The sequence below is a fragment of the Escherichia sp. E2661 genome (assembly GCF_004745185.1).
Taxonomy (GTDB): domain Bacteria; phylum Pseudomonadota; class Gammaproteobacteria; order Enterobacterales; family Enterobacteriaceae; genus Escherichia.
Map to the genome: position 1 here is coordinate 14,437 of NZ_PDIG01000039.1, position 22,835 is coordinate 37,271.

23 protein-coding genes and 1 pseudogene are annotated in these 22,835 nt (G+C 52.0%); 9 read left to right on the top strand and 15 right to left on the bottom strand.

Annotation, left to right across the window (positions count from 1 at the left end; genetic code table 11):
• Nucleotides 1-63: 63 nt before the first annotated feature.
• The 9 genes from pepE to CRI63_RS21790 all read right to left on the bottom strand — a co-directional run bounded on the left by pepE (nucleotide 64) and on the right by CRI63_RS21790 (nucleotide 7,578).
• Nucleotides 64-753 carry a dipeptidase PepE gene (pepE, locus tag CRI63_RS21750; protein WP_135490101.1) on the bottom strand — a complete coding sequence of 230 codons (690 nt, stop codon included), beginning with the start codon at nucleotides 751-753 and terminating at the stop codon, nucleotides 64-66.
• Nucleotides 754-1,058: 305 nt separating this feature from the next.
• On the bottom strand, nucleotides 1,059-1,871 hold the full coding sequence (locus tag CRI63_RS21755) for a shikimate 5-dehydrogenase (RefSeq protein WP_135520768.1): 813 nt from the start codon (nucleotides 1,869-1,871) through the stop codon (nucleotides 1,059-1,061).
• A complete protein-coding gene (sorE, locus tag CRI63_RS21760; protein ID WP_135520770.1) occupies nucleotides 1,864-3,093 on the bottom strand; it encodes an L-sorbose 1-phosphate reductase in 1,230 nt (409 codons plus the stop codon). Before sorE ends, CRI63_RS21755 begins: the two co-directional genes overlap by 8 nt.
• A gap of 51 nt (nucleotides 3,094-3,144) precedes the next feature.
• Nucleotides 3,145-3,969: a PTS system mannose/fructose/sorbose family transporter subunit IID gene (locus CRI63_RS21765; RefSeq protein ID WP_130258445.1), complete on the bottom strand. Its 825-nt coding sequence runs from the start codon at nucleotides 3,967-3,969 to the stop codon at nucleotides 3,145-3,147.
• A gap of 10 nt (nucleotides 3,970-3,979) precedes the next feature.
• Nucleotides 3,980-4,777, bottom strand: coding sequence for a PTS mannose/fructose/sorbose transporter subunit IIC (locus tag CRI63_RS21770; protein WP_000406332.1), 798 nt, complete (start codon nucleotides 4,775-4,777; stop codon nucleotides 3,980-3,982).
• Between the two features lie 65 nt (nucleotides 4,778-4,842).
• A complete protein-coding gene (locus CRI63_RS21775) occupies nucleotides 4,843-5,337 on the bottom strand; it encodes a PTS system mannose/fructose/N-acetylgalactosamine-transporter subunit IIB (protein WP_130205757.1) in 495 nt (164 codons plus the stop codon).
• Nucleotides 5,337-5,744, bottom strand: coding sequence for a mannose/fructose/sorbose PTS transporter subunit IIA (locus tag CRI63_RS21780; RefSeq protein ID WP_135520772.1), 408 nt, complete (start codon nucleotides 5,742-5,744; stop codon nucleotides 5,337-5,339). The genes CRI63_RS21775 and CRI63_RS21780 overlap by 1 nt, the downstream gene beginning before the upstream one ends.
• Before the next feature lie 9 nt (nucleotides 5,745-5,753).
• A complete protein-coding gene (locus CRI63_RS21785) occupies nucleotides 5,754-6,560 on the bottom strand; it encodes an SDR family oxidoreductase (RefSeq protein ID WP_135405632.1) in 807 nt (268 codons plus the stop codon).
• 70 nt (nucleotides 6,561-6,630) lie between these two features.
• On the bottom strand, nucleotides 6,631-7,578 hold the full coding sequence (locus CRI63_RS21790) for a sugar-binding transcriptional regulator (protein WP_135405633.1): 948 nt from the start codon (nucleotides 7,576-7,578) through the stop codon (nucleotides 6,631-6,633).
• Between the two features lie 348 nt (nucleotides 7,579-7,926).
• Here CRI63_RS21790 and rluF point away from each other — a divergent pair, with 348 nt between their 5' ends.
• Nucleotides 7,927-8,799, top strand: a complete 873-nt coding sequence (gene rluF, locus CRI63_RS21795; RefSeq protein ID WP_135520774.1) for a 23S rRNA pseudouridine(2604) synthase RluF — start codon at nucleotides 7,927-7,929, stop codon at nucleotides 8,797-8,799.
• Here rluF and CRI63_RS21800 read toward each other — a convergent pair whose 3' ends face one another.
• Nucleotides 8,800-9,072 carry a DUF3811 domain-containing protein gene (locus CRI63_RS21800; RefSeq protein WP_001207629.1) on the bottom strand — a complete coding sequence of 91 codons (273 nt, stop codon included), beginning with the start codon at nucleotides 9,070-9,072 and terminating at the stop codon, nucleotides 8,800-8,802.
• 303 nt (nucleotides 9,073-9,375) lie between these two features.
• Here CRI63_RS21800 and CRI63_RS21805 point away from each other — a divergent pair, with 303 nt between their 5' ends.
• Nucleotides 9,376-10,164, top strand: coding sequence for a nucleotidyltransferase domain-containing protein (locus tag CRI63_RS21805; protein ID WP_135520776.1), 789 nt, complete (start codon nucleotides 9,376-9,378; stop codon nucleotides 10,162-10,164).
• Nucleotides 10,165-10,201: 37 nt separating this feature from the next.
• On the opposite strand, the gene lysC is transcribed toward CRI63_RS21805, so the two are convergent.
• Nucleotides 10,202-11,551, bottom strand: a complete 1,350-nt coding sequence (gene lysC, locus CRI63_RS21810; protein ID WP_130224367.1) for a lysine-sensitive aspartokinase 3 — start codon at nucleotides 11,549-11,551, stop codon at nucleotides 10,202-10,204.
• 293 nt (nucleotides 11,552-11,844) lie between these two features.
• Here lysC and pgi point away from each other — a divergent pair, with 293 nt between their 5' ends.
• The 5 genes from pgi (at nucleotide 11,845) to CRI63_RS21835 (ending at nucleotide 17,795) form a co-directional block, all read left to right on the top strand.
• A complete protein-coding gene (gene pgi, locus CRI63_RS21815; RefSeq protein ID WP_000789986.1) occupies nucleotides 11,845-13,494 on the top strand; it encodes a glucose-6-phosphate isomerase in 1,650 nt (549 codons plus the stop codon).
• Between the two features lie 498 nt (nucleotides 13,495-13,992).
• Nucleotides 13,993-14,235 carry an exopolysaccharide production protein YjbE gene (yjbE, locus tag CRI63_RS21820; protein WP_000757333.1) on the top strand — a complete coding sequence of 81 codons (243 nt, stop codon included), beginning with the start codon at nucleotides 13,993-13,995 and terminating at the stop codon, nucleotides 14,233-14,235.
• A gap of 91 nt (nucleotides 14,236-14,326) precedes the next feature.
• The gene (locus CRI63_RS21825; protein WP_135520778.1) at nucleotides 14,327-14,965 is read left to right on the top strand and encodes a YjbF family lipoprotein; all 639 of its coding nucleotides are present in this window, start codon (nucleotides 14,327-14,329) and stop codon (nucleotides 14,963-14,965) included.
• Nucleotides 14,962-15,699 carry a capsule biosynthesis GfcC family protein gene (locus tag CRI63_RS21830; protein ID WP_135520780.1) on the top strand — a complete coding sequence of 246 codons (738 nt, stop codon included), beginning with the start codon at nucleotides 14,962-14,964 and terminating at the stop codon, nucleotides 15,697-15,699. The genes CRI63_RS21825 and CRI63_RS21830 overlap by 4 nt, the downstream gene beginning before the upstream one ends.
• Nucleotides 15,699-17,795: a YjbH domain-containing protein gene (locus tag CRI63_RS21835; RefSeq protein ID WP_000745767.1), complete on the top strand. Its 2,097-nt coding sequence runs from the start codon at nucleotides 15,699-15,701 to the stop codon at nucleotides 17,793-17,795. The genes CRI63_RS21830 and CRI63_RS21835 overlap by 1 nt, the downstream gene beginning before the upstream one ends.
• 46 nt (nucleotides 17,796-17,841) lie before the next feature.
• Here CRI63_RS21835 and CRI63_RS21840 read toward each other — a convergent pair whose 3' ends face one another.
• On the bottom strand, nucleotides 17,842-18,120 hold the full coding sequence (locus CRI63_RS21840) for a hypothetical protein (protein ID WP_135520782.1): 279 nt from the start codon (nucleotides 18,118-18,120) through the stop codon (nucleotides 17,842-17,844).
• On the opposite strand from CRI63_RS21840, the gene CRI63_RS24030 reads away from it, so the two are divergent.
• Both CRI63_RS24030 and psiE read left to right on the top strand, forming a co-directional pair.
• Complete coding sequence (locus tag CRI63_RS24030) at nucleotides 18,121-18,264, top strand: hypothetical protein (protein ID WP_167852328.1); 144 nt, start codon at nucleotides 18,121-18,123, stop codon at nucleotides 18,262-18,264.
• A 125-nt stretch (nucleotides 18,265-18,389) separates the two neighbouring features.
• Nucleotides 18,390-18,800 carry a phosphate-starvation-inducible protein PsiE gene (gene psiE / locus CRI63_RS21845; RefSeq protein WP_000202902.1) on the top strand — a complete coding sequence of 137 codons (411 nt, stop codon included), beginning with the start codon at nucleotides 18,390-18,392 and terminating at the stop codon, nucleotides 18,798-18,800.
• Nucleotides 18,801-18,894: 94 nt separating this feature from the next.
• On the opposite strand, the pseudogene malG reads toward psiE, so the two are convergent.
• From malG to malE, 3 genes and pseudogenes are all read right to left on the bottom strand, one after another.
• Nucleotides 18,895-19,786: pseudogene (gene malG / locus CRI63_RS21850) on the bottom strand (maltose ABC transporter permease MalG).
• A gap of 14 nt (nucleotides 19,787-19,800) precedes the next feature.
• On the bottom strand, nucleotides 19,801-21,345 hold the full coding sequence (gene malF / locus CRI63_RS21855; protein ID WP_135520784.1) for a maltose ABC transporter permease MalF: 1,545 nt from the start codon (nucleotides 21,343-21,345) through the stop codon (nucleotides 19,801-19,803).
• A 247-nt stretch (nucleotides 21,346-21,592) separates the two neighbouring features.
• Nucleotides 21,593-22,783, bottom strand: coding sequence for a maltose/maltodextrin ABC transporter substrate-binding protein MalE (gene malE / locus CRI63_RS21860; RefSeq protein WP_130205779.1), 1,191 nt, complete (start codon nucleotides 22,781-22,783; stop codon nucleotides 21,593-21,595).
• Between the last annotated feature and the right edge of the window lie 52 nt (nucleotides 22,784-22,835).

The window sequence follows — 22,835 nt, forward strand, 5'->3', positions numbered from 1 at the left end:
ACGCGTAAAGCGTCGCATCAGGCACTATGTACAAAATGCCGGATCATGCATCCGGCAATTCACTTAAAAACGGTGACCCGCTTCCAGCGGAACCGCTTCTTCACCAGCCTTAAACACATAAGTGGTGTTCGGGCCGCCCAGTGTAGCGTGATCTTTACTTACTCTGATCCAGTTACCTTCCGGCAGGCCAATAATGGTCAGTTCTGGCGCGACGACCAGCAGTTCGCGAATACGCTGCTCGCGCGTTTCCCCTTTATGGCCTTCCGGCAGCGCGTTGGTGAAGTGCGGGTTGATTTGCAGCGGGAACAGATTCAGCGCATCGAAACCTTGCGGATCGACAATCGGCATATCGTTGGTGGTACGAATGGTTGGGCAAGCAAGGTTAGCGCCTGCACTCCAGCCGATATACAGCGCGCCACGTTTTACTACGTCGGCAATGGGTGCCAAAAGCCCGCGTACGCGGCATTCTTTCAGCAACTGGAAAGTATTACCGCCGCCGACAATCACAATTTCCGCATTTTCAATCGCGGCAACAGGATCGGCCACGCTATGAATACCGGTGACAGAAACGCCAAGTGGGGCAAGGACCGCAGCCGTTTTGGCCGTATAATCATCCCAGGTTTGCGTTACGCCAGCGAAAGGAATAAACACCGCTGAACGGCGACCTTGCAACTGTTCAGCAATCAACGGCAGCGCATGTTCCAGCCAGGCTTTACCCGGCAGCGTCGAGTTACTCAATAAAAGCAGTTCCATTACTTCTCCGGTTAGTAAGAAAACACGGAAGGAATGCTACCACTGCAAATTTAACCACTTACTGACGTGGCTCACGATGTCACACATTGTACCAGGCGTTCTGAAGACGGTTAGCAAACAAGGCGCTGAGCCTGATGACAAACACAGCATTGCCTGATGCGCTACGCTTATCAGGCCTACAAGCTAATTGCAATGTCTTGAATTTTCGCGATTTTGTAGGCCGAATAAGGCGTTCGCGCCGCATCCGGCATGAACAACGTGCACTTTGCCACCAATCTGAGCGCCCCTTAAGGCGCTGATGTTTCTTATCCTTCTCGTGCAAATTGTGCCGCTTCAGTAATCAGCCGCGCATCAGGTCGCACACCGGTATACATCGCGAACTGCTCGACGGCCTGTAAAGCAATCACCTCTGCGCCGCTGATCGTCTGCTTATCAAGCCGTTGCGCCAGGCAAATGAGCGGCGTTTCCGGCGGTAATGCCACGACGTCAAAAACGACGCTTGCCGTAGAGATCATCGCTTCGCTGAAGGCCAGCTCATGGCTCTCTTTACCACCGCTCATGCCGACAGGGGTAACGTTAACCAGAATGTCGCAGTCGATTCCTTCTGGCTGCGGTTGCCACTGGAAGCCATACTGCTTCGCCAGCGCCGGGCCGCTCTCGTGGTTGCGGGCGGCGATGATGACATCGGTAAACCCCGCGTCGCGAAAGGCGGCAATGACCGCTTTGCCCATGCCGCCACTGCCGCGAATCATCACGCGTGCGGCGCTATTGAGCTGGTGGTGAATAATCAGGTTTTTCACCGCGATGTAGTCGGTGTTAAACCCGGTCAGCCTGCCGTCGTCATTCACGATGGTATTCACAGAATCAATGACTTTCGCTGACGGATCGATCGCATCGAGAAAGGGCATACAGCTTTCTTTAAACGGCATCGACACGGCACAGCCACGAATACCTAATGCGCGAACGCCTTTCGCCGCCGCCTCAATATCCTGGGTGGTGAACGCTTTGTAGATGAAATTCAGCCCCAGCTTTTCATACAGATAATTGTGAAAACGCGTGCCGAAGTTGCCGGGGCGACCGGCCAGCGACATGCACAGTTGAGTATCGCGATTAATCATGGCTAATTGCCTCTGCATGAGTGAGCAGATATTGCTCCGCCTCACCGGACCAGATCCCCTGATGACGCGCCAGAATCGCCGCCAGTGCTTGATCCTGAATCTGCGTGAGTGACGTCAGCGGCAGGTCTTTCCCGGTATACACCAGTTTTTTGCCGCCGCCGACGGCAGGCAATTCAAGCGTGGTTTCGCCCGCAGCATTCAGCCCAAGAATATGTGTTACCACTTTTGCGGCCTGCACTTTTTTCTCTTCGATCAGTTTGACCGCCGCACGCATGTCATCGGTATTGCCGCCCGACGTGCCAACGTAATGAGTAAAGGCATAATGCACATCGTAGAAATTAATTGGCGCGCTGAAATGTTTATCCTGCGGTCCGGCGAAGAAATTCAGGCAACCATCTGTCGCCAGCAAGGAAGAGGCGAGAGTCACCAGTCCTTCATTAGGCACAAAGACGAAAATATCATCGAAGCCGTGACCGCCACTCAGCGCCATTAGCGTATCAAATGCTGCATCGGCGGCATTGAGATAATGAATCAGTGTTTGCGGTTCTGATGGATAGTGCTGCCGCGCATAACTCAATTTGTTATTGTCGGTATCGGTAATAACGAGCAGCGACGGGTTAACGGGCCCATGCAGCGCATAATCAATCGCTAACAGTCCCATTGGTCCGGTGCCGCCGAGGATCAGTGTGCGCCCTTGCGGGCGAATCCCCATCGTGTGGTTATAACTACCTTCCTGAAGATGATAGTTGGCGTTGAACGCGCCAATCACGCAGGAAAGCGGTTCAACCAGCGAACCTTCAAAGTAGGTTTCGCCGTCGTATGCCAGCAGGCAATCCTGTGCCATAACCTCATTTGGGATAACCACATGTGTGGCTTCACCGCCCACCCACGGGAAAGAGTAACCGGGGCAGTCCGGGCGATCCGGCAGTTGCAGGTTGGCCTGAATCACATAGCGCTGGCCCGGCTGAAATTTGTGCTGCCACTTTTTACCCACGGCCAGAATATCGCCGCAAAATTCATGGCCGATGATGATGGGATTGGTCGCCACATCGTCGGGTACTTTTTTATGGTTTTCACCCAGATTGGCCTCTTTCCAGGAAGAGAGGCACAGGCTGTCGGTGACCACCGTCGCGAGGATTTCATCCTCCTGCATTTCAGGAAGGTCAAAGGTTTCCAGGCGTAAATCACGTTTACCATAAAGACGCAGAGCTGTTGTTTTCATAAACCACCTCGTGTTGAACGATGGCCCCGACGGTTGCGCCGGGGCGAAGAATCAGGACAGGAAGCCCAGCGCATTGCCGATAATCCCTAAACCAAACAGGGCGAAAATCAGCCATACCGGGTTAATTTTTTTGTTGAGCAGACGCACCATCAGCAGCGTCAGACCGAGCGCCAGCAAACCAGGGCAAAGTTGGTCGAGAATGTTCTGCACGGTCATGGTGACGGTGGCGCCATCGGCGGCAGGCGTTTGTGAAACCACCAACGGCACGTTGATCGACGTCCATTTGGTGACCAGCACGCCCATCACAAACAGTCCGAGAATCGACGCGCCTTCGGTGAGTTTTTGCAGCACATTCCCGCCCATATCGCTGACGATATTCACCCCTTTACGAAAGCCGAGTTGTAGGCCATACCACTTCATCGCCAGACGCACCGCGTTGAAAATAAAGAAGAACAGCAGCGGGCCGAGAATGTTGCCCGAAAGTGCCAGAGATGCGCCGAGCGCGGCGGTAATCGGGCGCAGCGTTCCCCAGACCAGTGGATCGCCAACCCCTGCCAATGGTCCCATCAGGCCAACTTTGATGCCGTTAATGGTGCCGTCATCAATTTCTGCACCGTTGGCCCGAGCTTCTTCCATGGCGGCGGTCACGCCGATGACCGGACCACATACGGCTGGCGTGGTATTGAAAAACACCAGGTGTCGCCTGAGCGCCGCAACCTGATCCTCTTTTAATGGGTAGAGTCGCTTGATGGCGGGGATCATGTCGTAACAAAAGCCCAGCCCATGAATGCGTTCAAAGTTGAAGGACGCCTGTTGCAGGTTGGAGCGCAGAAACATGCTCACCAGATCGCTGCGTGTAATTTTTCTCTGTTCCATGATGGCTCCGTTAATCATCAAGTTGGTCAAGGGCGGTGATAGTGGTGGTCTGGGGATGTGGTTCAGCTTTACGCCACTGTGGATTTAACTGGATGTAGAGCAGGGCCATGATTACGCCGACGCCACCGAAAGCCAGCAGACTGAGATCGAGGTAGCCACCTGCGAGGAAACCGAGGAAAAAGAAAGGCATCAAATATTTCACGCCCATCATGCGAAGCACCATGGCGTAACCGACCACCACGATAAAACCGCCAGCAATCTGCAGTCCACGGGTCACAAATTCGGGAATGGCGCTCAGCATATTGCTCACCATATCGGCGCTGACGAACAGCGAGACAATCAGTGCCGGAATCGCAACGCGCAGTGCCTGCACGCCAAGCGCGGAGACATGCAGAATATCGAGAGTGCGAAACCGCGCCTCTTCCGCTGCTTTATCCGCCGCGTGCTGGAACACAACGGTGATGGTGCGGGCAAACACCGTCAGCACCTGGCCTGCCGCAGCCACAGGCAACGCGATGGCGATACCGGTGGCGATGCTTTGCTGACCAACGATAACCAGAATGGCGGAGATTATGCTGGCGAGTGCAGAATCCGGAGATTGCGCCGCGCCGACGTTCATCCAGCCGAGAGCTATCAATTCCAGCGTACCACCGAGCATAATTCCGGTTTTTAAATCACCGAGAATTAAACCAATCACCGTACAGGCAATTAACGGGCGATGAGTCTGAAATTCATCCAGCACGCTGCCCATTCCGGCAATACAGGAAAAAAGAAATATGGCAATGATTTGTAGGGTACTTATTTCCATGATTTGTCACCTTTTAAGTGTCGTCATCCCTGCCTGTTAAAGCATATGTACACAGGCGCTATTATTTAATTTGCGACTAACTGTTCTTTTATTTTGTCGATAATATTGATTGAAGGATCTGACGCTACAACGCGTAAATCCAGCGTGACGCCAAGATTATTTAACTCATGAAATGCGTTAATATCATCGTCATCTAATGAAACTGCTTTGGTTAACTGTTTTTTACCGGGTCGCCAGGCCATGCCGCCAATATTCAGGGTGCCGATTTTTACTCCCTGGCGAACCATCGCTAAGGCATCCTGAGGTCGGGTAAAAAGATAAAATACGGTTTCGTCCTGATATTGCGGGTTGTGATACACCGCGACGGCTTTTTCAATATTGACCACGTTAACTTTCATTCCCGGCGGGGCGGCCTGACGCAATAATGTCCGGCGAACTTCATCGTTATACACCTCGTCATTGCAGATAATAATGCGCTGGGCGTTAGCCACTTTCGACCAGACGGTAGTGACCTGGCCGTGGATTAGGCGGTCATCAATGCGGGCGAGCGTAATGTTCATCAGAAATCCTCCTCTGCCGTTGCCAGTTGTTTCCAGACAACGCAGGTTTGCTTTGCGATTTGCGTCAGGTGTTCACACAGTTCATCAACGTTCATGCTGTCCTGGTTATCGACCAGTTCGAGCGCCAGTGGCAGGGAAAGGCCGCTTATCACCCGCAGGTGCTGATTGCGCATCGCAAGCGTCGCTGCTGCATTCCACGGGCTACCGCACTGTAAATCCACGGCGATTAGCCACTCGTCATGATTGTGAATGCTCACTAACTTCTCCAGCTTTGCCACAATGTCTCCGGCGTTCTCGCCGGGCACAAATTCAACTGCCTCGACCCTGGCGTCGCCGTACACCATCTGAACCGATTCCAGCATGGCGCAGGCTAATTTGCCGTGGGCGCAAAAAATGGCATTGACCATAAAGCCTCCTTAGCCGCGCGTTTTGCCGCCCGCAATGTTAGTGGTTACTCCGGTGATATAGCTGGCGCGTTCAGACAGCAGATAACTAACAAAATCAGCGACTTCTGCTAATTTTCCGGCGCGCCCAATAGGAATGGCGTTTTTGGTATAGCCTTCACGCAGCTGTTCGACGGTGATATTGCGCGTCCACGCCAGCGCCTCTTCATATTCCGGCGTGCGCAGCCCGGTTTTTTCCAGAATCCCCGGCGCGATACCGACCACACGGATACCGTGTTTACCCAACTCTTTCGACCAGGAGCGCGTGAAGCTATTGAGCGCGGCTTTGGTGGCGGCGTAACAGCTTTGGCCTTCTGAGCCTTCCAGACCGCTTTCCGAGGAAACATTCACAATCACGCCATCGTGTTGTTTTACCATCTGCCGCGCCACCGCCTGCGACATCAGAAAAACGCCTTTCTGGTTGATATTGACCATTTTTTCGAATGCAGCTTCGTTGAGTTCATACTGCCCGGCAGGCGCTTTCTCATCGACCAGCAGACGCGGGAAGTTGACCCCGGCGTTATTGACCAGACCGTCGATGCGACCAAAACGCTGAATAATTTCCGCTACCGTATGATTTACCTCTTTGGCGCTGGAAATATCGGTCGGCCAGAACTGATAACCTTTATGACTTTCATATTGACCATCGCCACCGTGAATATCGACCATCTGAACATTCGCGCCTTGTGCTAATAATTCATCCACAATCGCCAGACCAATGCCGGATGCGCCACCGGTGACAATAATAATTTTATCCTGCAAATTTAACCAATTTGGCATAACAGACTCCTGGTTTTAGGTAATAGAGGCCCGCCGTAATTTTTCATTACGGTAAAAGTCGGGCAGATTTTTATTTCAGTAATAGTTCAGCTGTGTTGCTATTCGTTACCAGACAATTAATATATTGCCCACGCAGTGCGCCAATAATTCCGCTATATTTCTCTTCACCTATAGCAATACCAATGGAATAACGTGCCTGCTTTAGTTTATTCATTTCGATAGAGAGTGTTTTCTCGCTCATATTCGTTTCGACCATTGCGCCGTGAATATCAAAAAAGCGCGAGCAAATATCGCCAGCAACCTGACGGGCATTCAGGTCGTCACTCTCTTCGCCGCCATAAAATGCATGCCAGTTGGCGCCATCGCGAATGGCCGGTGAACCAATCCCCACCAGGGCGACATCCAGATTATCCCAGTAAGCTGAGATGGTTTTAAAGTGCTGAGACTGCATGATCCCATTACGAATTAAGGGGTTATCCAGCAGAGCTGGAAAATCCGCGAGCTGCGATTCCCCTTTCAGCTTTGCCGCCGCGCTGTAGGTTAATGTGTTTACGTGATAGCGGCTTTCGAGTTTACCGGACGGGCCGCCAATAATCGGCACGCAAATTAACTGCCGCGATTGCCCCGCCTGCGGCAAGTTTTCAACCAGTGCGCTCACCGCGCGGCCCCAGGAAAAACCAACAATATCACCAGGTTCCAGCAAACGATCTAACAATTGCGCGCCGTGTAACCCCATTACCGCCAACTGAGCGTCTTCCTCTTCATCGCGCCCTGATACCACCACAGCTTCTTTCAGACCAAACTTTTGCTTCAGTTGCTGCTCCAGCCAGAGGTTTTCGTTGTAGTCATAGTTGATGGCGATGGTGACAATTCCCTGTTCGCGGCCCCGTTTAAGTAAGCGGCTGATGGTGGTCCGATAAATACCCAGTTCGCGGGCGATTTGCGCCTGCGTCATGTCCTGTTCGTAATAGAGTTGGGCAATCTTCACAATCAAACGGATATCGTCACTGTTTTCCATCGCCGCCTCCTGATTTTGCACATTTGTGCAAATATGCTTTTTAACCGCTTGATCTGATATAACTCCATCATGGTGACCTTTAAAAGCGATTTTTCACTCTTTGTTTGGGCTGAAATGGCGCTTTATCTTGCACATTTGTTTCTCTGCGTAGCAGTCATCAGCACAGGTGTGCAGAGATTCGTAATCGGTTGATTATCCTGGTTTTCGCCAGGCAAATTTGCATCAGGCTTCTGGTGACACTTTTGTGATAAAAGGCGCGGCAGATCACATTTAATTTCGACGTTGCCGCATAACCCTGTTTTTCCCCGCTAAGAGGTACGGTATATTCCGCGTTTTACAGGAGAATTTATGCTGCCCGACTCATCAGTCCGTTTAAATAAATACATCAGCGAAAGCGGAATTTGCTCACGCCGCGAAGCGGATCGCTATATCGAGCAAGGCAATGTGTTCCTTAATGGCAAGCGTGCCACCATTGGCGATCAGGTGAAACCCGGCGACGTTGTGAAAGTAAACGGTCAGTTGATTGAGCCTCGGGAAGCCGAAGATTTGGTACTTATCGCCCTGAACAAGCCCGTAGGCATTGTCAGCACCACCGAAGATGGCGAGCGCGATAACATTGTCGATTTCGTTAACCACAGCAAACGCGTGTTCCCGATTGGTCGCCTGGATAAAGATTCCCAGGGGCTGATTTTCCTCACCAACCACGGCGATCTGGTGAATAAGATCCTCCGCGCGGGTAACGATCATGAGAAAGAATATCTGGTGACGGTCGATAAACCGATTACCGAGGAGTTTATTCGCGGCATGAGTGCGGGGGTGCCAATCCTCGGGACAGTGACCAAAAAGTGCAAAGTTAAAAAAGAAGCGCCGTTTGTCTTTCGCATTACGTTAGTGCAGGGGCTGAACCGTCAGATCCGTCGCATGTGCGAGCACTTTGGCTACGAAGTGAAAAAGCTGGAACGTACGCGCATTATGAACGTCAGCTTAAGCGGCATTCCGCTGGGAGAATGGCGCGATTTAACCGACGACGAGCTTATCGATCTCTTTAAGCTCATTGAAAATTCCTCTTCCGAGGCGAAGCCCAAAGCGAAGGCCAAACCGAAAACGGCAGGCATCAAACGCCCGGTGGTGAAGGTAGAAAAAACGGCGGAGAAAGGTAGCCGCCCGGCATCAAACGGCAAGCGTTTCGCCTCGCCGGGGCGGAAGAAAAAAGGTCGTTAATCAGCGTTTGCCGCGCGTCGACGTATTTGCCGACCAACTGAATGACGCTTCAGGATCCGGTTTATAAGCCTGCTTTTTCTTCAACTGGCGGGCTTTTTTCGCTTCAGCCTCACGCTCAACCATTAATTTATCGATGTACTCTTTCTTAATGCTGTTGGTTTCGGCGTTGGTCAGCACGCGACCATGTGCAATACGCGCGCGATCCAGCAGCGTCTTCAGTTCGCGCTGTTCACGCTCAGTCATCTCTTTTTGAGTAATACGGGGGAGTGCCATGATGGTGCCCTCTGTTAATCGGATAGTTCAGTGTACGGGAATTTATTTGCAAGCAGAACTGATAAGATTCATTTGCCTTCTCTTTATTTTTATCTGCTTAGATAATTGGCGATAAATACAGATAAAAATTTAACGAAAATAAATGACCGCTAACTTATAAAATTTAATTAATTCTTTGTTATTCAATACGTTAAAGTTGTAATTTTACTTCTGGCCTGTTTCTCGCAATAACGCTATCTCATTGATAACATCTCTGTTTTCAGTGGTCTTGTTCGGGGTAGTTAATATCAAAGGATGAGTCAAATGCCATTAAATGGAGTCAGTGCTGCGATGCGTGAACGGGTATCGCAGCAGTTAAAGGAAATTGAACGTCGCTATGGCGTGAAAGTGCTGTACGCCTGCGAATCGGGGAGTCGCGGCTGGGGATTTGCTTCGCCCGACAGCGATTACGATGTGCGGTTTTTGTATGTCCATCCGCTGGAATGGTATCTGCGGGTAGAGTCACCACGCGATGTTATCGAACTGCCCATCGACGACGAGTTAGATGTTTCCGGTTGGGAATGGCGCAAAGCGCTGGGATTGCTGAAAGGTGCGAATCCCACGCTAATTGAATGGCTGGATTCACCGGTGGTCTATCAGCAAGATGAAGAGACGATAACGGCGCTTAAGGCAATGGTCCCAACGTGGTTTTCTCCGCTGCGTGCGCGTTGGCATTACTATTCGATGGCGCAGAAAAACTTCCGCGGCTATTTGCAGGGCGATGAAGTTCGACTGAAAAAATACTTTTACGTGCTGCGTCCGCTGCTGGCCGTGCGCTGGGTTGAAGCGGGAAAAGGCGTACCGCCAATGCGTTTTTCCGAATTGCTGGCGGGAAGTGAGTTGGATGCGGCCTTACGCGCAGAAATAGATGAGTTGCTGGAACGTAAACAGCGTGCGGGTGAAGCGGAATATGGCCCACGCCGTCCATTGCTACATGCGTTTATCCATGCGGAACTGGCGCGTGGGGAAATTCCGCCTGTGTTACCGGATAGTAGGGATGGTGATACCAGGGAGCTGGATAGGTTGTTGATGGCGACAGTGATGGGAGAATAAATTCGGCCCGGCAAGTATCATCCGGGCCGCACTGTTTTTACTCAAACAAATTACTATGCAGTTTCTGCACCACCTGTTCCGCATCTTCGCCAGGCACCAGGAAGCACAGGTTATGACTGGAAGCGCCGTAGCAAATCATGCGTATGTTGAACGGTTCAAGTACGCCAAACACCTCTTTGCCAACACCACAGGCTTTTGACAGGTCGTTACCAATCAGAGCCACCAGCGCCAGGCCTTCTTCCACTTCTACCCGGCACAGGGCTGAAAGCTCCATCAGCAGCGATTGTGTCAGCAACGTATCGCCAGTTGACGTTGAACCGGTAGTGTCGAGGGTTAACGCCACGCTCACTTCTGACGTAGTAATTAAATCCACTGAAATATTATGCCGTGCGAGAATGCCGAAAACCTCCGCGAGGAAGCCGCGAGAATGCAGCATATTCAGGCTATGCAGGGTTAATAGCGTTTGTTTGCGACGCAGAGCCAGCGCACGAAACAACGGCGGATTTTCGGTTTTATTACACACCAAAGTACCGCCAGCACGCGGATCTTTGCTTGAACCGACAAACACCGGGATATCGCTGCGCACTGCAGGCAGTAAGGTTGCCGGATGAAGTACTTTGGCACCAAAGGTTGCCATTTCAGCTGCTTCTTCAAAGGCGATTTCATCAATTCGTTTGGCATCAGGCACGACGCGCGGGTCGGTAGTATAAATCCCCGGCACATCTGTCCAGATATCGACGCGAGCAGCGTTTAACGCTTCTGCCAATAGTGCCGCCGTGTAGTCACTACCGCCGCGACCAAGCGTTGTGGTTCGCCCTTTACTTTCACTGCCAATAAAGCCCTGGGTGATGACTAAACCTTCGCTGAGACGTGGGGTTAGTTGCAGCGCAGACAGTTCCGCCAGCGCAGCAATATCTGGCTCCGCGCGGCCAAAGCGATCGTTTGTGCGCATCACTTTACGCACATCGAACCACTGGGCCTGAACATTGCGTTCACGCAGAATCTCCACAAACAGTAGGGTAGACATCAGTTCGCCGTGGCTGACCAGTTCATCAGTTAGCGCTGGAGAGGTTGCCAGTGCAGCAGCTTCGGCCAGAACGGTAATGTTCTCCAGCAAACGTTCAATCTCTTCACGGATGACGTTCGGGTAACGCAGGCGCTCCAGAATGGCGAACTGAATATTGCGAATGGCATCGAGTTTTTCGAAACGCTCAACCGGTTCCAGACCTTCAGCCAGTGCAACCAACAGATTGGTAATGCCCGCAGAAGCAGAAAGCACAACTAAACGCACATTCACATCAGAAAGCACAATGTCGGCGCTGCGGTTCATGGCGTCGAAATCAGCCACGCTAGTACCACCAAATTTGGAGACAACAATATCGGGCATAACAACCTCGTGTCAGGGAATGAAAGAAGCGACCTTGGCACAAAGGCAAAACAGAAACCGGTGCAGGCGCAGACCGTATTTATAAATAAAAGGTGTAGGGGAGTGTGTCAACGCCGGGATTATGCGGATTATTCATGCAGCGGGCGTGGTCAGAAATTGTGCTTATAACGTCTATACTTTTTATCCTCTTCAGTGGTTAGCTGAGCTAACGGCACTAAAACCATCACATTTTTCTGTGACTGGCGCTACAATCTTCCACAGTCACAATTCTCAATATCAGAAGAGTATTGCTAATGAAAAACATCAATCCAACGCAGACCGCGGCCTGGCAGGCACTACAGAAACACTTCGATGAAATGAAAGACGTTACGATCGCCGATCTTTTTGCTAAAGACGGCGATCGTTTTTCTAAGTTCTCCGCAACCTTCGACGATCAGATGCTGGTGGATTACTCCAAAAACCGCATCACCGAAGAAACGCTGGCGAAATTACAGGATCTGGCGAAAGAGTGCGATCTGGCGGGCGCGATTAAGTCGATGTTCTCTGGCGAGAAGATCAACCGCACCGAAAACCGTGCCGTACTGCACGTGGCGCTGCGTAACCGTAGCAATACGCCGATTCTGGTTGATGGCAAAGATGTTATGCCGGAAGTCAACGCGGTGCTGGAGAAGATGAAAACCTTCTCGGAAGCGATTATTTCTGGTGAGTGGAAAGGCTATACCGGCAAAGCCATCACTGACGTAGTGAACATCGGGATCGGCGGTTCTGACCTTGGTCCGTACATGGTGACTGAAGCGCTGCGCCCTTACAAAAACCACCTGAACATGCACTTTGTTTCTAACGTTGATGGGACTCACATCGCGGAAGTGCTGAAAAAAGTAAACCCGGAAACCACGCTGTTCCTGGTAGCATCTAAAACCTTCACCACTCAGGAAACCATGACCAACGCCCATAGCGCGCGTGACTGGTTCCTGAAAGCGGCTGGTGATGAAAAACACGTTGCGAAACACTTTGCGGCGCTCTCCACCAATGCCAAAGCCGTTGGCGAGTTTGGTATTGATACCGCCAATATGTTCGAGTTCTGGGACTGGGTTGGCGGCCGTTACTCTTTGTGGTCAGCGATTGGCCTGTCGATTGTTCTCTCCATCGGCTTTGATAACTTCGTTGAACTGCTTTCCGGCGCACACGCGATGGACAAGCATTTCTCCACTACGCCTGCCGAGAAAAACCTGCCTGTACTGCTGGCGCTGATTGGCATCTGGTACAACAATTTCTTTGGCGCGGAAACTGAAGCGATTCTGCCGTATGACCAGTATATGCACCGTTTCGCGGCGTACTTCCAGCAGGGTAATATGGAATCCAACGGTAAGTACGTTGACCGTAACGGTAACGTGGTGGATTACCAGACTGGCCCGATTATCTGGGGTGAACCTGGTACTAACGGTCAGCACGCGTTTTACCAGCTGATCCACCAGGGAACCAAAATGGTACCGTGCGATTTCATCGCTCCGGCTATCACCCATAACCCGCTCTCTGATCATCACCAGAAACTGCTGTCTAACTTCTTTGCTCAGACCGAAGCGCTGGCGTTTGGTAAATCCCGCGAAGTGGTTGAGCAGGAATATCGCGATCAGGGTAAAGATCCGGCAACGCTTGACTACGTGGTGCCGTTTAAAGTGTTCGAAGGTAACCGCCCGACCAACTCTATCCTGCTGCGCGAAATCACTCCGTTCAGCCTGGGTGCGTTGATTGCGCTGTATGAGCACAAAATCTTTACTCAGGGCGTGATCCTCAACATCTTCACCTTCGACCAGTGGGGCGTTGAGCTGGGTAAACAGCTGGCGAACCGTATTCTGCCAGAGCTGAAAGATGACAAAGAAATCAGCAGCCACGATAGCTCAACCAATGGTCTGATTAACCGCTATAAAGCGTGGCGCGGTTAATCATCGTCGATATGTAGGCCGGATAAGGCGTTCACGCCGCATCCGGCAACCGGTGCCTGATGCGACGCGGTCGCGTCTTATCAGGCCTACAGGTCGATGCCGATATGTACATCGTATTTGGCAATTAATACATAGCACGATTGATTAAATAACCTTAATAACAATGCCGACTATAAGTCGGCATTGTTTTATCAGATCAATCCCCTTGTCGGCGATTTAACGAAAAACATACCGTGAGGTTAATCCTAAAATAGATTTTTAATCGTGGTTTATTTCGGAAAATACGCAGATTAATTACTTTTTATTTTATTTTAACTTCATGATTTTTAATCTTATTTATATATAATTTAAAGCTTATATTTGATATTCATTCCAATTATCCTAAAACTCCTTCACTAATTACCCGCGCCGTAATTCGCATGCTTTAGTTGTGTATACTCGATCCCGCCCGAAATGTTTTTGGGTAAATCTCCATTCATTCAATGAAGGGAAATTGTTATGAAAAAAGTTCTGTATGGCATTTTTGCCATATCTGCGCTTGCGGCGACTTCTGCGTGGGCTGCACCTGTACAGGTGGGCGAAGCGGCAGGATCGGCAGCAACGTCGGTTTCGGCGGGTAGTTCCTCCGCGACCAGCGTCAGCACCGTAAGCTCGGCGGTGGGTGTCGCGCTCGCGGCAACCGGTGGCGGTGATGGTTCTAATACCGGGACCACTACAACCACGACCACCAGTACCCAGTAATAACGTATGTATCCCCAAAATAATTCAGTATGACGGGGATTAACCATAACCACACTCCGGTGTGGTTATTCTGCCCCTCTGGAGAAGAGTCGTGAAGCGACCTGCACTCATTCTTATCTGCCTGTTATTACAGGCGTGTTCAGCCACGACTAAAGAGCTGGGCAATTCACTGTGGGACAGTCTGTTCGGTACGCCAGGCGTACAGCTGACGGACGATGATATTCAAAATATGCCCTACGCCAGCCAGTACATGCAGCTTAATGGCGGGCCGCAGTTATTTGTGGTGCTGGCCTTCGCTGAAGACGGACAACAAAAATGGGTCACTCAGGATCAGGCCACTCTCGTCACACAACATGGTCGTCTGGTGAAGACTTTGCTTGGCGGCGACAACCTGATTGAAGTGAATAACCTTGCCACTGACCCGCTGATTAAACCCGCACAAATCATTGATGGTGCAACCTGGACGCGCACGATGGGCTGGACCGAGTACCAGCAGGTACGCTACGCCACCGCACGCTCAGTCTTCAGATGGGATGGCACCGATACCGTCAAGGTCGGCAGCGATGAAACCCCGGTTCGCGTGCTGGACGAAGAAGTCTCCACCGACCAGGCGCGCTGGCATAACCGCTATTGGATCGACAGAGAAGGGCAAATTCGCCAGTCGGAACAGTATCTTGGCGCGGATTATTTCCCGGTGAAAACCACTCTCATCAAGGCGGCAAAACAATGATTAAACAAACTATTGTCGCGTTGCTTTTGAGTGTGGGATCGTCATCGGTCTTTGCGGCAGGAACCGTCAAGGTGTTCAGCAATGGTAGTGGTGAGGCCAAAACGCTGACGGGCGCGGAGCATCTAATCGATCTGGTAGGCCAACCACGGCTGGCAAACAGCTGGTGGCCCGGTGCGGTGATTAGCGAAGAGCTGGCAACGGCGGCAGCATTGCGTCAGCAGCAGGCGTTGCTGACACGGCTGGCTGAACAGGCCGCAGATTCCAGCGCAGACGATACCGCCGCGATTAACGCCTTACGCCAGCAAATTCAGGCGTTGAAGGTGACGGGCAGACAAAAAATCAATCTTGATCCCGATATCGTGCGCGTTGCCGAACGCGGTAACCCGCCGTTGCAGGGCAACTACACGCTGTGGGTCGGACCACCGCCGTCAACGGTCACGTTGTTCGGGCTTATCAGCCGTCCTGGCAATCAGCCATTCACTCCCGGTCGCGACGTGGCGAGCTATCTCTCCGGGCAAAGTCTGCTTAGCGGTGCGGATCGCAGCTACGCGTGGGTGGTTTACCCGGACGGACGCACGCAAAAAGCGCCGGTGGCTTACTGGAACAAGCGTCACGTAGAGCCAATGCCCGGCAGCATTATTTATGTTGGCCTCGCGGACTCCGTCTGGAGTAAGACGCCCGACGCCCTTAACGCCGACATTCTTCAGACCCTGACGCAGCGGATACCCCAATAATGAAAAAAAGACATCTGCTTAGCTTACTGGCGCTGGGCATTAGCACGGCTTGCTACGGCGAAACGTATCCTGCGCCCATTGGCCCGTCGCAATCGGATTTCGGTGGCGTAGGATTATTACAAACGCCCACCGCCCGCATGGCGCGGGAAGGGGAGTTGAGTTTGAACTATCGCGATAACGATCAGTACCGTTATTACTCAGCTTCAGTGCAACTCTTCCCCTGGCTGGAAACAACGCTGCGCTACACCGACGTGCGCACCCGGCAGTACAGCAGCGTCGAAGCGTTCTCTGGTGATCAAACGTATAAAGATAAAGCCTTCGATCTCAAACTGCGTTTGTGGGAAGAGAGTTATTGGCTGCCGCAAGTGGCGGTTGGCGCGCGGGATATCGGTGGCACGGGGCTGTTTGATGCGGAATATCTTGTTGCCAGCAAAGCCTGGGGGCCGTTCGATTTTACGCTCGGCCTGGGCTGGGGATATCTGGGCACCAGCGGTAATGTGAAAAATCCGCTCTGTTCAGCCAGTGATAAATATTGCTATCGCGATAACAGCTACAAACAGGCGGGATCTATCGACGGCAGCCAGATGTTCCACGGCCCGGCCTCACTGTTTGGCGGCGTGGAATACCAGACGCCCTGGCAGCCGCTGCGCCTGAAACTGGAGTATGAAGGTAATAATTATCAGCAGGATTTTGCCGGGAAGCTGGAGCAAAAAAGTAAGTTTAACGTCGGTGCGATTTATCGCGTTACCGATTGGGCCGACGTTAACCTTAGCTATGAACGTGGTAACACCTTTATGTTTGGCGTCACGCTGCGCACCAACTTTAACGATCTACGTCCTTCGTACAACGATAACGCCCGCCCGCAATATCAACCGCAGCCACAGGATGCCATTTTGCAGCATTCGGTGGTGGCGAATCAGTTAACGCTGTTGAAATACAACGCCGGACTTGCCGATCCGCAGATCCAGGCGAAAGGCGATACGCTGTATGTCACCGGCGAGCAGGTGAAATATCGTGATTCGCGCGAAGGGATCATCCGTGCTAATCGGATCGTGATGAACGATCTGCCGGATGGGATCAAAACGATCCGCATTACGGAGAATCGCCTTAACATGCCGCAGGTGACGACGGAAACCGATGTCGCCAGCCTGAAAAATCATCTCGCCGGGGAGCCGCTGGGCCATGAAACGAAGCTGGCGCAAAAACGCGTCGAGCCAGTGGTTCCGAAGTCCACCGAGCAGGGATGGTATATCGACAAATCGCGTTTTGATTTCCATATCGATCCGGTGCTGAACCAGTCGGTCGGTGGCCCGGAAAACTTTTACATGTATCAGCTGGGCGTGATGGGAACGGCAGATTTGTGGCTGACGGACCATCTGCTGACCACCGGCAGCCTGTTTGCTAACCTGGCTAACAACTACGACAAGTTTAACTACACCAATCCGCCGCAGGACTCGCACTTACCGCGCGTTCGTACCCATGTGCGCGAGTATGTTCAGAACGATGTCTATGTGAATAACCTGCAAGCCAACTACTTCCAGCATCTGGGCAACGGCTTCTACGGTCAGGTCTATGGAGGTTATCTCGAAACCATGTTTGGCGGTGCGGGGGCCGAAGTGTTGTATCGTCCGCTGGACAGCAACTGGGCGTTTGGTCTGGATGCCAACTACGTTAAACAGCGCGACTGGCGTAGTGCAAAAGATATGATGAAATTCACCGACTACAGCGTGAAAACCGGACATCTGACCGCATACTGGACGCCATCTTTCGCTCAGGATGTGTTAGTGAAAGCCAGCGTCGGACAGTATCTGGCAGGGGATAAAGGCGGCACGCTGGAGATCGCCAAACGCTTTGATAGCGGCGTGGTGGTGGGTGGCTATGCCACGATCACTAATGTTTCAAAAGAGGAGTACGGCGAAGGGGACTTCACCAAAGGCGTGTATGTCTCTGTACCGCTGGATCTCTTCTCGTCTGGCCCGACACGCAGCCGTGCGGCGATTGGCTGGACGCCGCTGACGCGTGACGGGGGTCAGCAACTTGGGCGTAAGTTCCAGTTGTATGACATGACCAGCGACCGTAGCGTCAATTTCCGCTAATTCATGGGAAAGGTGCCAGTTTTCGCACTCACTGGCACCCTCATTCTTAATGGCCTGTTGAGCCATCAGGAACGCAGTTCACCCCCGGTTTGCGATCTGGTGTGTAAAGGCGAAAACATTCTGTCTTCATGTCCGTCGATATCGGTTGCAGGTCTGGTTGCCTGAGCGACTGGGCCATCATTGGGCTGGAGACATTGCTTTGCGGTAGGTCGGCTTTATCAGCAGTACCGAGCGGACCAGCATAAGCAGGAAGAACAGAGACTGATAACATCAAAGCAGCAAAATAAGGCTTCATTTTTACCACCTTTATCAGGTTACGTTTCATTTGTTCCAGAGGAACAATGTCGATTTTTCGCGCTTTGTTGGTGGCTGGGAATCACCTGAATGGGTGATTTTTGCATTACCGGCTTTGGTGTGGTTTGCCTTGCCGGATGCGCCGCCAGGCGCGGCTTATCCGGCCTACGGGTAGGCGCATCCGGCGTTGGTGGAGGCGCGCCCCAAATCCAGGTTGAACAAAACATACACAAAAAATATAGATCTCCGTCACATTTTTGCGTTATACAGGAAGCTCGCCACTGTGAAGGAGGTACTGCTATGACGTCACTCTCTCGTCCGCGCGTGGAGTTTATCTCCACCATTTTGCAGACCGTTCTCAATCTTGGCCTGCTGTGTCTCGGCCTGATTTTGGTTGTCTTCCTCGGCAAAGAAACGGTGCATCTGGCTGATGTGCTGTTCGCGCCAGAACAAACCAGTAAATATGAGCTGGTAGAGGGGCTGGTGGTTTACTTTCTCTATTTCGAATTTATCGCACTGATTGTGAAGTACTTTCAGTCCGGTTTTCACTTCCCGCTACGTTACTTTGTCTATATTGGGATCACCGCCATTGTGCGCTTGATCATCGTCGATCATAAATCGCCACTGGATGTGTTGATCTACTCGGCTGCGATCCTGTTACTGGTGATCACCCTGTGGCTGTGTAATTCGAAACGGCTGAAGCGGGAGTAAAAAAGAGGCGCTCCGAAGAGCGCCGAATAACAGTCACAAGTTAGGATAACGTAAGTTGAGGGTCTAGCGGCATAACATTGGCAGAACAACATCTTTAACCTTTCACACCACCTGCCGTCAGGCCGTTAACCAGCCAGCGTTGAGCCAGCAAGAAGACGATGGTGATGGGTAATGCAGACATCACGGCAGCGGCAGCAAAGTCGCCCCACAGGTAGTTTTGCGGGTTGAGGTATTGCTGCATACCCACGGCCAGGGTGTAACTGTTCACGTCACGCAGTAACAACGACGCGACCGGAACTTCGGTAATGGCAGCGATAAACGACAGGATGAACACAACCGCCAGAATCGGTACTGACAGCGGCAACAGGACAAGGCGGAAGGCCTGCCACGGTGTCGCACCATCCAGCGCTGCTGCTTCTTCCAGCGAGCTATCGATGGTTTCGAAATAGCCTTTAATCGTCCAGACGTGCAGCGCAATCCCCCCCAGGTACGCGAAGATCACGCCGCCGTGAGTATTCAGGCCGATGAACGGAATGTATTCACCCAGACGATCAAACAACGCATACAACGCCACCAGTGAGAGTACTGCCGGGAAACATCTGGAAAATCAGCATCCCTTTCAGCAGCGTCGCTTTGCCAGGGAAGCGCATACGGGCGAAGGCATAAGCGCAGGTGGTGGAGAGCGCCACGATACCAATCGCGGAAATACCGGCGACCTTTACCGAGTTCCACAGCCACAGCAGTACCGGGAATGGCGGTGGCGTAATGCGGCCATCCGCCTGTTCAACGCTAAAACCTAACGCCAGTTTCCAGTGATCCCACGAGATTTGCTCCGGGATCAGGCTACCGGTCGCGAAGTTCCCCTGGCGCAGCGAGATGGCGACGACCATCAGCAGCGGGAACATAATCGCCGCGATAAAAAGTAGGAGTAGCAGGTGAGTAATAAACAAACGTGCTTTTTGCGATTTCGGTTGGACCATTGCCATTTTTGTTATCTCCCTTAATCAAACTTCATTCGCGTGGCTTTCAGGTTCACTATCGCCAGCGCACCCACCAGCAGGAAGATCAGCGTGGCAATCGCCGCCGCCAGACCGAAGTCCTGACCCCCGCCGCCTTCAAAGGCGATACGGTAGGTGTAGTTAACGAGCAGGTCGGTATAACCGGCTGGCGTGGTCGTGCCAAGACGATCCGGGCCGCCGTTGGTTAACAGTTGAATCAGCACGAAGTTGTTAAAGTTAAAGGCAAAGCTGGCGATCATCAGCGGCGTCAGCGGTTTAATCAGCAGCGGCAGCGTAATCTTAAAGAAGTTCTGGAATGGACCTGCGCCATCCATTGCTGAGGCTTCATACAAATCGTCCGGAATCGCTTTCAGCAAGCCCATGCAGAGGATCATCATGTACGGATAACCCAGCCAGGTGTTGACGATAATCAGCATCGTGCGGGCGGTGGTCGGATCGCTGAACCAGGCGGGCTTCACGCCAAACAGCGCGCTCAACATCATGTTGATTTCACCGAAACTCTGGTTAAACAACCCTTTGAAAATCAAGATTGAAATGAACGATGGCACCGCGTAGGGCAGAATAAGCAGGACGCGATAGACCGCTTTGCCGCGCAACGCTTCCCACTGCACCAGACACGCCAGAACCATGCCGACCGCCACCGTTAAAAAGACAGTGATAAGTGAGAACACTACGGTCCAGACGAAAATGGCGAGGAACGGTTTCTGAATGCCTTCGTCGGTGAAGACGCGGGTAAAGTTTTTCCAGCCAGTAGTCACGGTATAACCCGGGCTGAGTTTTTCGTCACCCCAGTTGCCGTCAGCAGTGATGGACTGGTAAAAACCAATCTGGTCGTTTGGACGATATTTTATGCCACTCTGGTTATTGGTCAGCGTACCGTCATCGCCTAATGTGTACAGCGGCTGAGTGCCGGAGAACTGGCGCAGGGAGCTCATCATCACTTTGTTGCCATCCGGCAAAATGGCGGTAATGTTGCTCAGGGCTTGACGATTCTGGGTAATCACGCGCAGATTTGCGCGCTCGCCTTCAGGTTGCGTGGCCGTTTCTTTCAGTTGCAGTTTTTGCTCGCCGCCAAATTTGAAAGCGTCTGAGAGATAATTTTTGCCGGTTTCGCCGTCGGTGAGCGCCAGTTGCCACTCATCACCCGCGGGATAAAGACCAAAGTTATAGGTTTTCCCTGCCTGCCAGGCGCGGTCCAACAGAACTTCCTGAGCGCGTTCAAAGGTAAGCTGGTTGGTGCTGCTGTAGTTGGTGAAGGCGATGGCGATGGTGCAGACCAGAGGGAAGAGGACGAATAGCCCCATCCCGGCCATTCCCGGGTAGACATAGCGCCAGGCGTAGGCTTTACGATTGGCGAAAATATAGAGCCCCGCTGAGCTCAAAATCAGCGTGGTAATGGCGAACAGGTATTCCCCTTGTGCGTACATTAAAACAACAAGGTAACCCACCAGCAGGCCGAGCAGACCTAACACTGACCATTTCAGCGCGTCGCTTTGCCACCAATGTTTCTTTTTAATGACATCCATGGGGTTCTTCCTCATTCCAGGACAGATAAGGCGTTTACGCCGCATCCGGCAACAACTGCCTGATGCGACGCAGATGCGTCTTATCAGGCCTACATACGTTTCGGCTTCGTAGGCCGGATAAGGCGTTTACGCCGCATCCGGCAACAACTGCCTGATGCGACGCTGGCGCGTCTTATCAGGCCTACATACGTTTCGGTCTTCGTAGGCCGGATAAGGCGTTCTACGCCGCATCCGGCATTTCTCTGCATTACTTGGTAATACGACCCTGTGCATCTTTCAGCGCGGCATCAACGGTCTGACGACCACTGGCTGCGTTGATTACTGCGGTACGCACGGCATACCAGAAGGCGGACATCTGCGGGATGTTCGGCATGATTTCACCGTTCTTGGCGTTATCCATAGTGGCGGCGATACGTTGATCTTTCGCCAGCTGATCCTGGTAAGACTTCAGCGCCACGGCACCCAGCGGTTTGTCTTTATTCACCGCTTCCAGACCTTCGTCGGTCAGCAGGTAGTTTTCGAGGAACTCTTTCGCCAGCTCTTTGTTCGGACTGGCCGCGTTAATGCCTGCGCTCAGCACGCCAACGAACGGTTTGGACGGTTGTCCCTTGAAGGTTGGCAGCATCGTCACACCGTAGTTCACTTTGCTGGTGTCGATGTTAGACCATGCCCACGGACCATTAATGGTCATCGCAGTTTCACCTTTGTTAAAGGCTGCCTCTGCAATGGAGTAGTCAGTATCCGCATTCATGTGTTTGTTTTTAATCAGATCAACCAGGAAGGTCAGACCCGCTTTCGCGCCAGCGTTATCCACGCCAACGTCTTTCACGTTGTATTTGTCGTTTTCATACTTGAACGCATAACCACCGTCGGCAGCAATCAGCGGCCAGGTAAAGTACGGTTCTTGCAGGTTGAACATCAGCGCGCTCTTACCTTTCGCTTTTAGTTCTTTATCCAGCGCCGGGATCTCTTCCCAGGTTTTTGGCGGGTTCGGCAACAGATCTTTGTTATAAATCAGCGATAACGCTTCAACTGCAACCGGGTAAGCAATGAGTTTGCCGTTAAAACGCACGGCATCCCAGGTGAACGGATAAATCTTGTCCTGGAGCGCTTTGTCCGGAGAGATTTCAGCTAACAGACCAGACTGGGCATAGCCGCCAAAGCGGTCGTGCGCCCAGAAGATGATGTCCGGACCATCGCCAGTTGCCGCAACCTGGGGGAATTTCTCTTCCAGCTTATCCGGATGCTCAACGGTGACTTTAATTCCGGTATCTTTCTCGAATTTCTTACCGACTTCAGCAAGGCCGTTGTAGCCTTTATCGCCGTTGATCCAGATTACCAGCTTACCTTCTTCGATTTTGGCGAGAGCCGAGGCGGAAAACATCATCGTCGTTAAAACAGATAATGCGAGGATGCGTGCACCTGTTTTTATTTTCATAATCTCTGGTCCTTGTTGGTGAAGTGCTTGTGAAAACGCCTAAACGGACTCT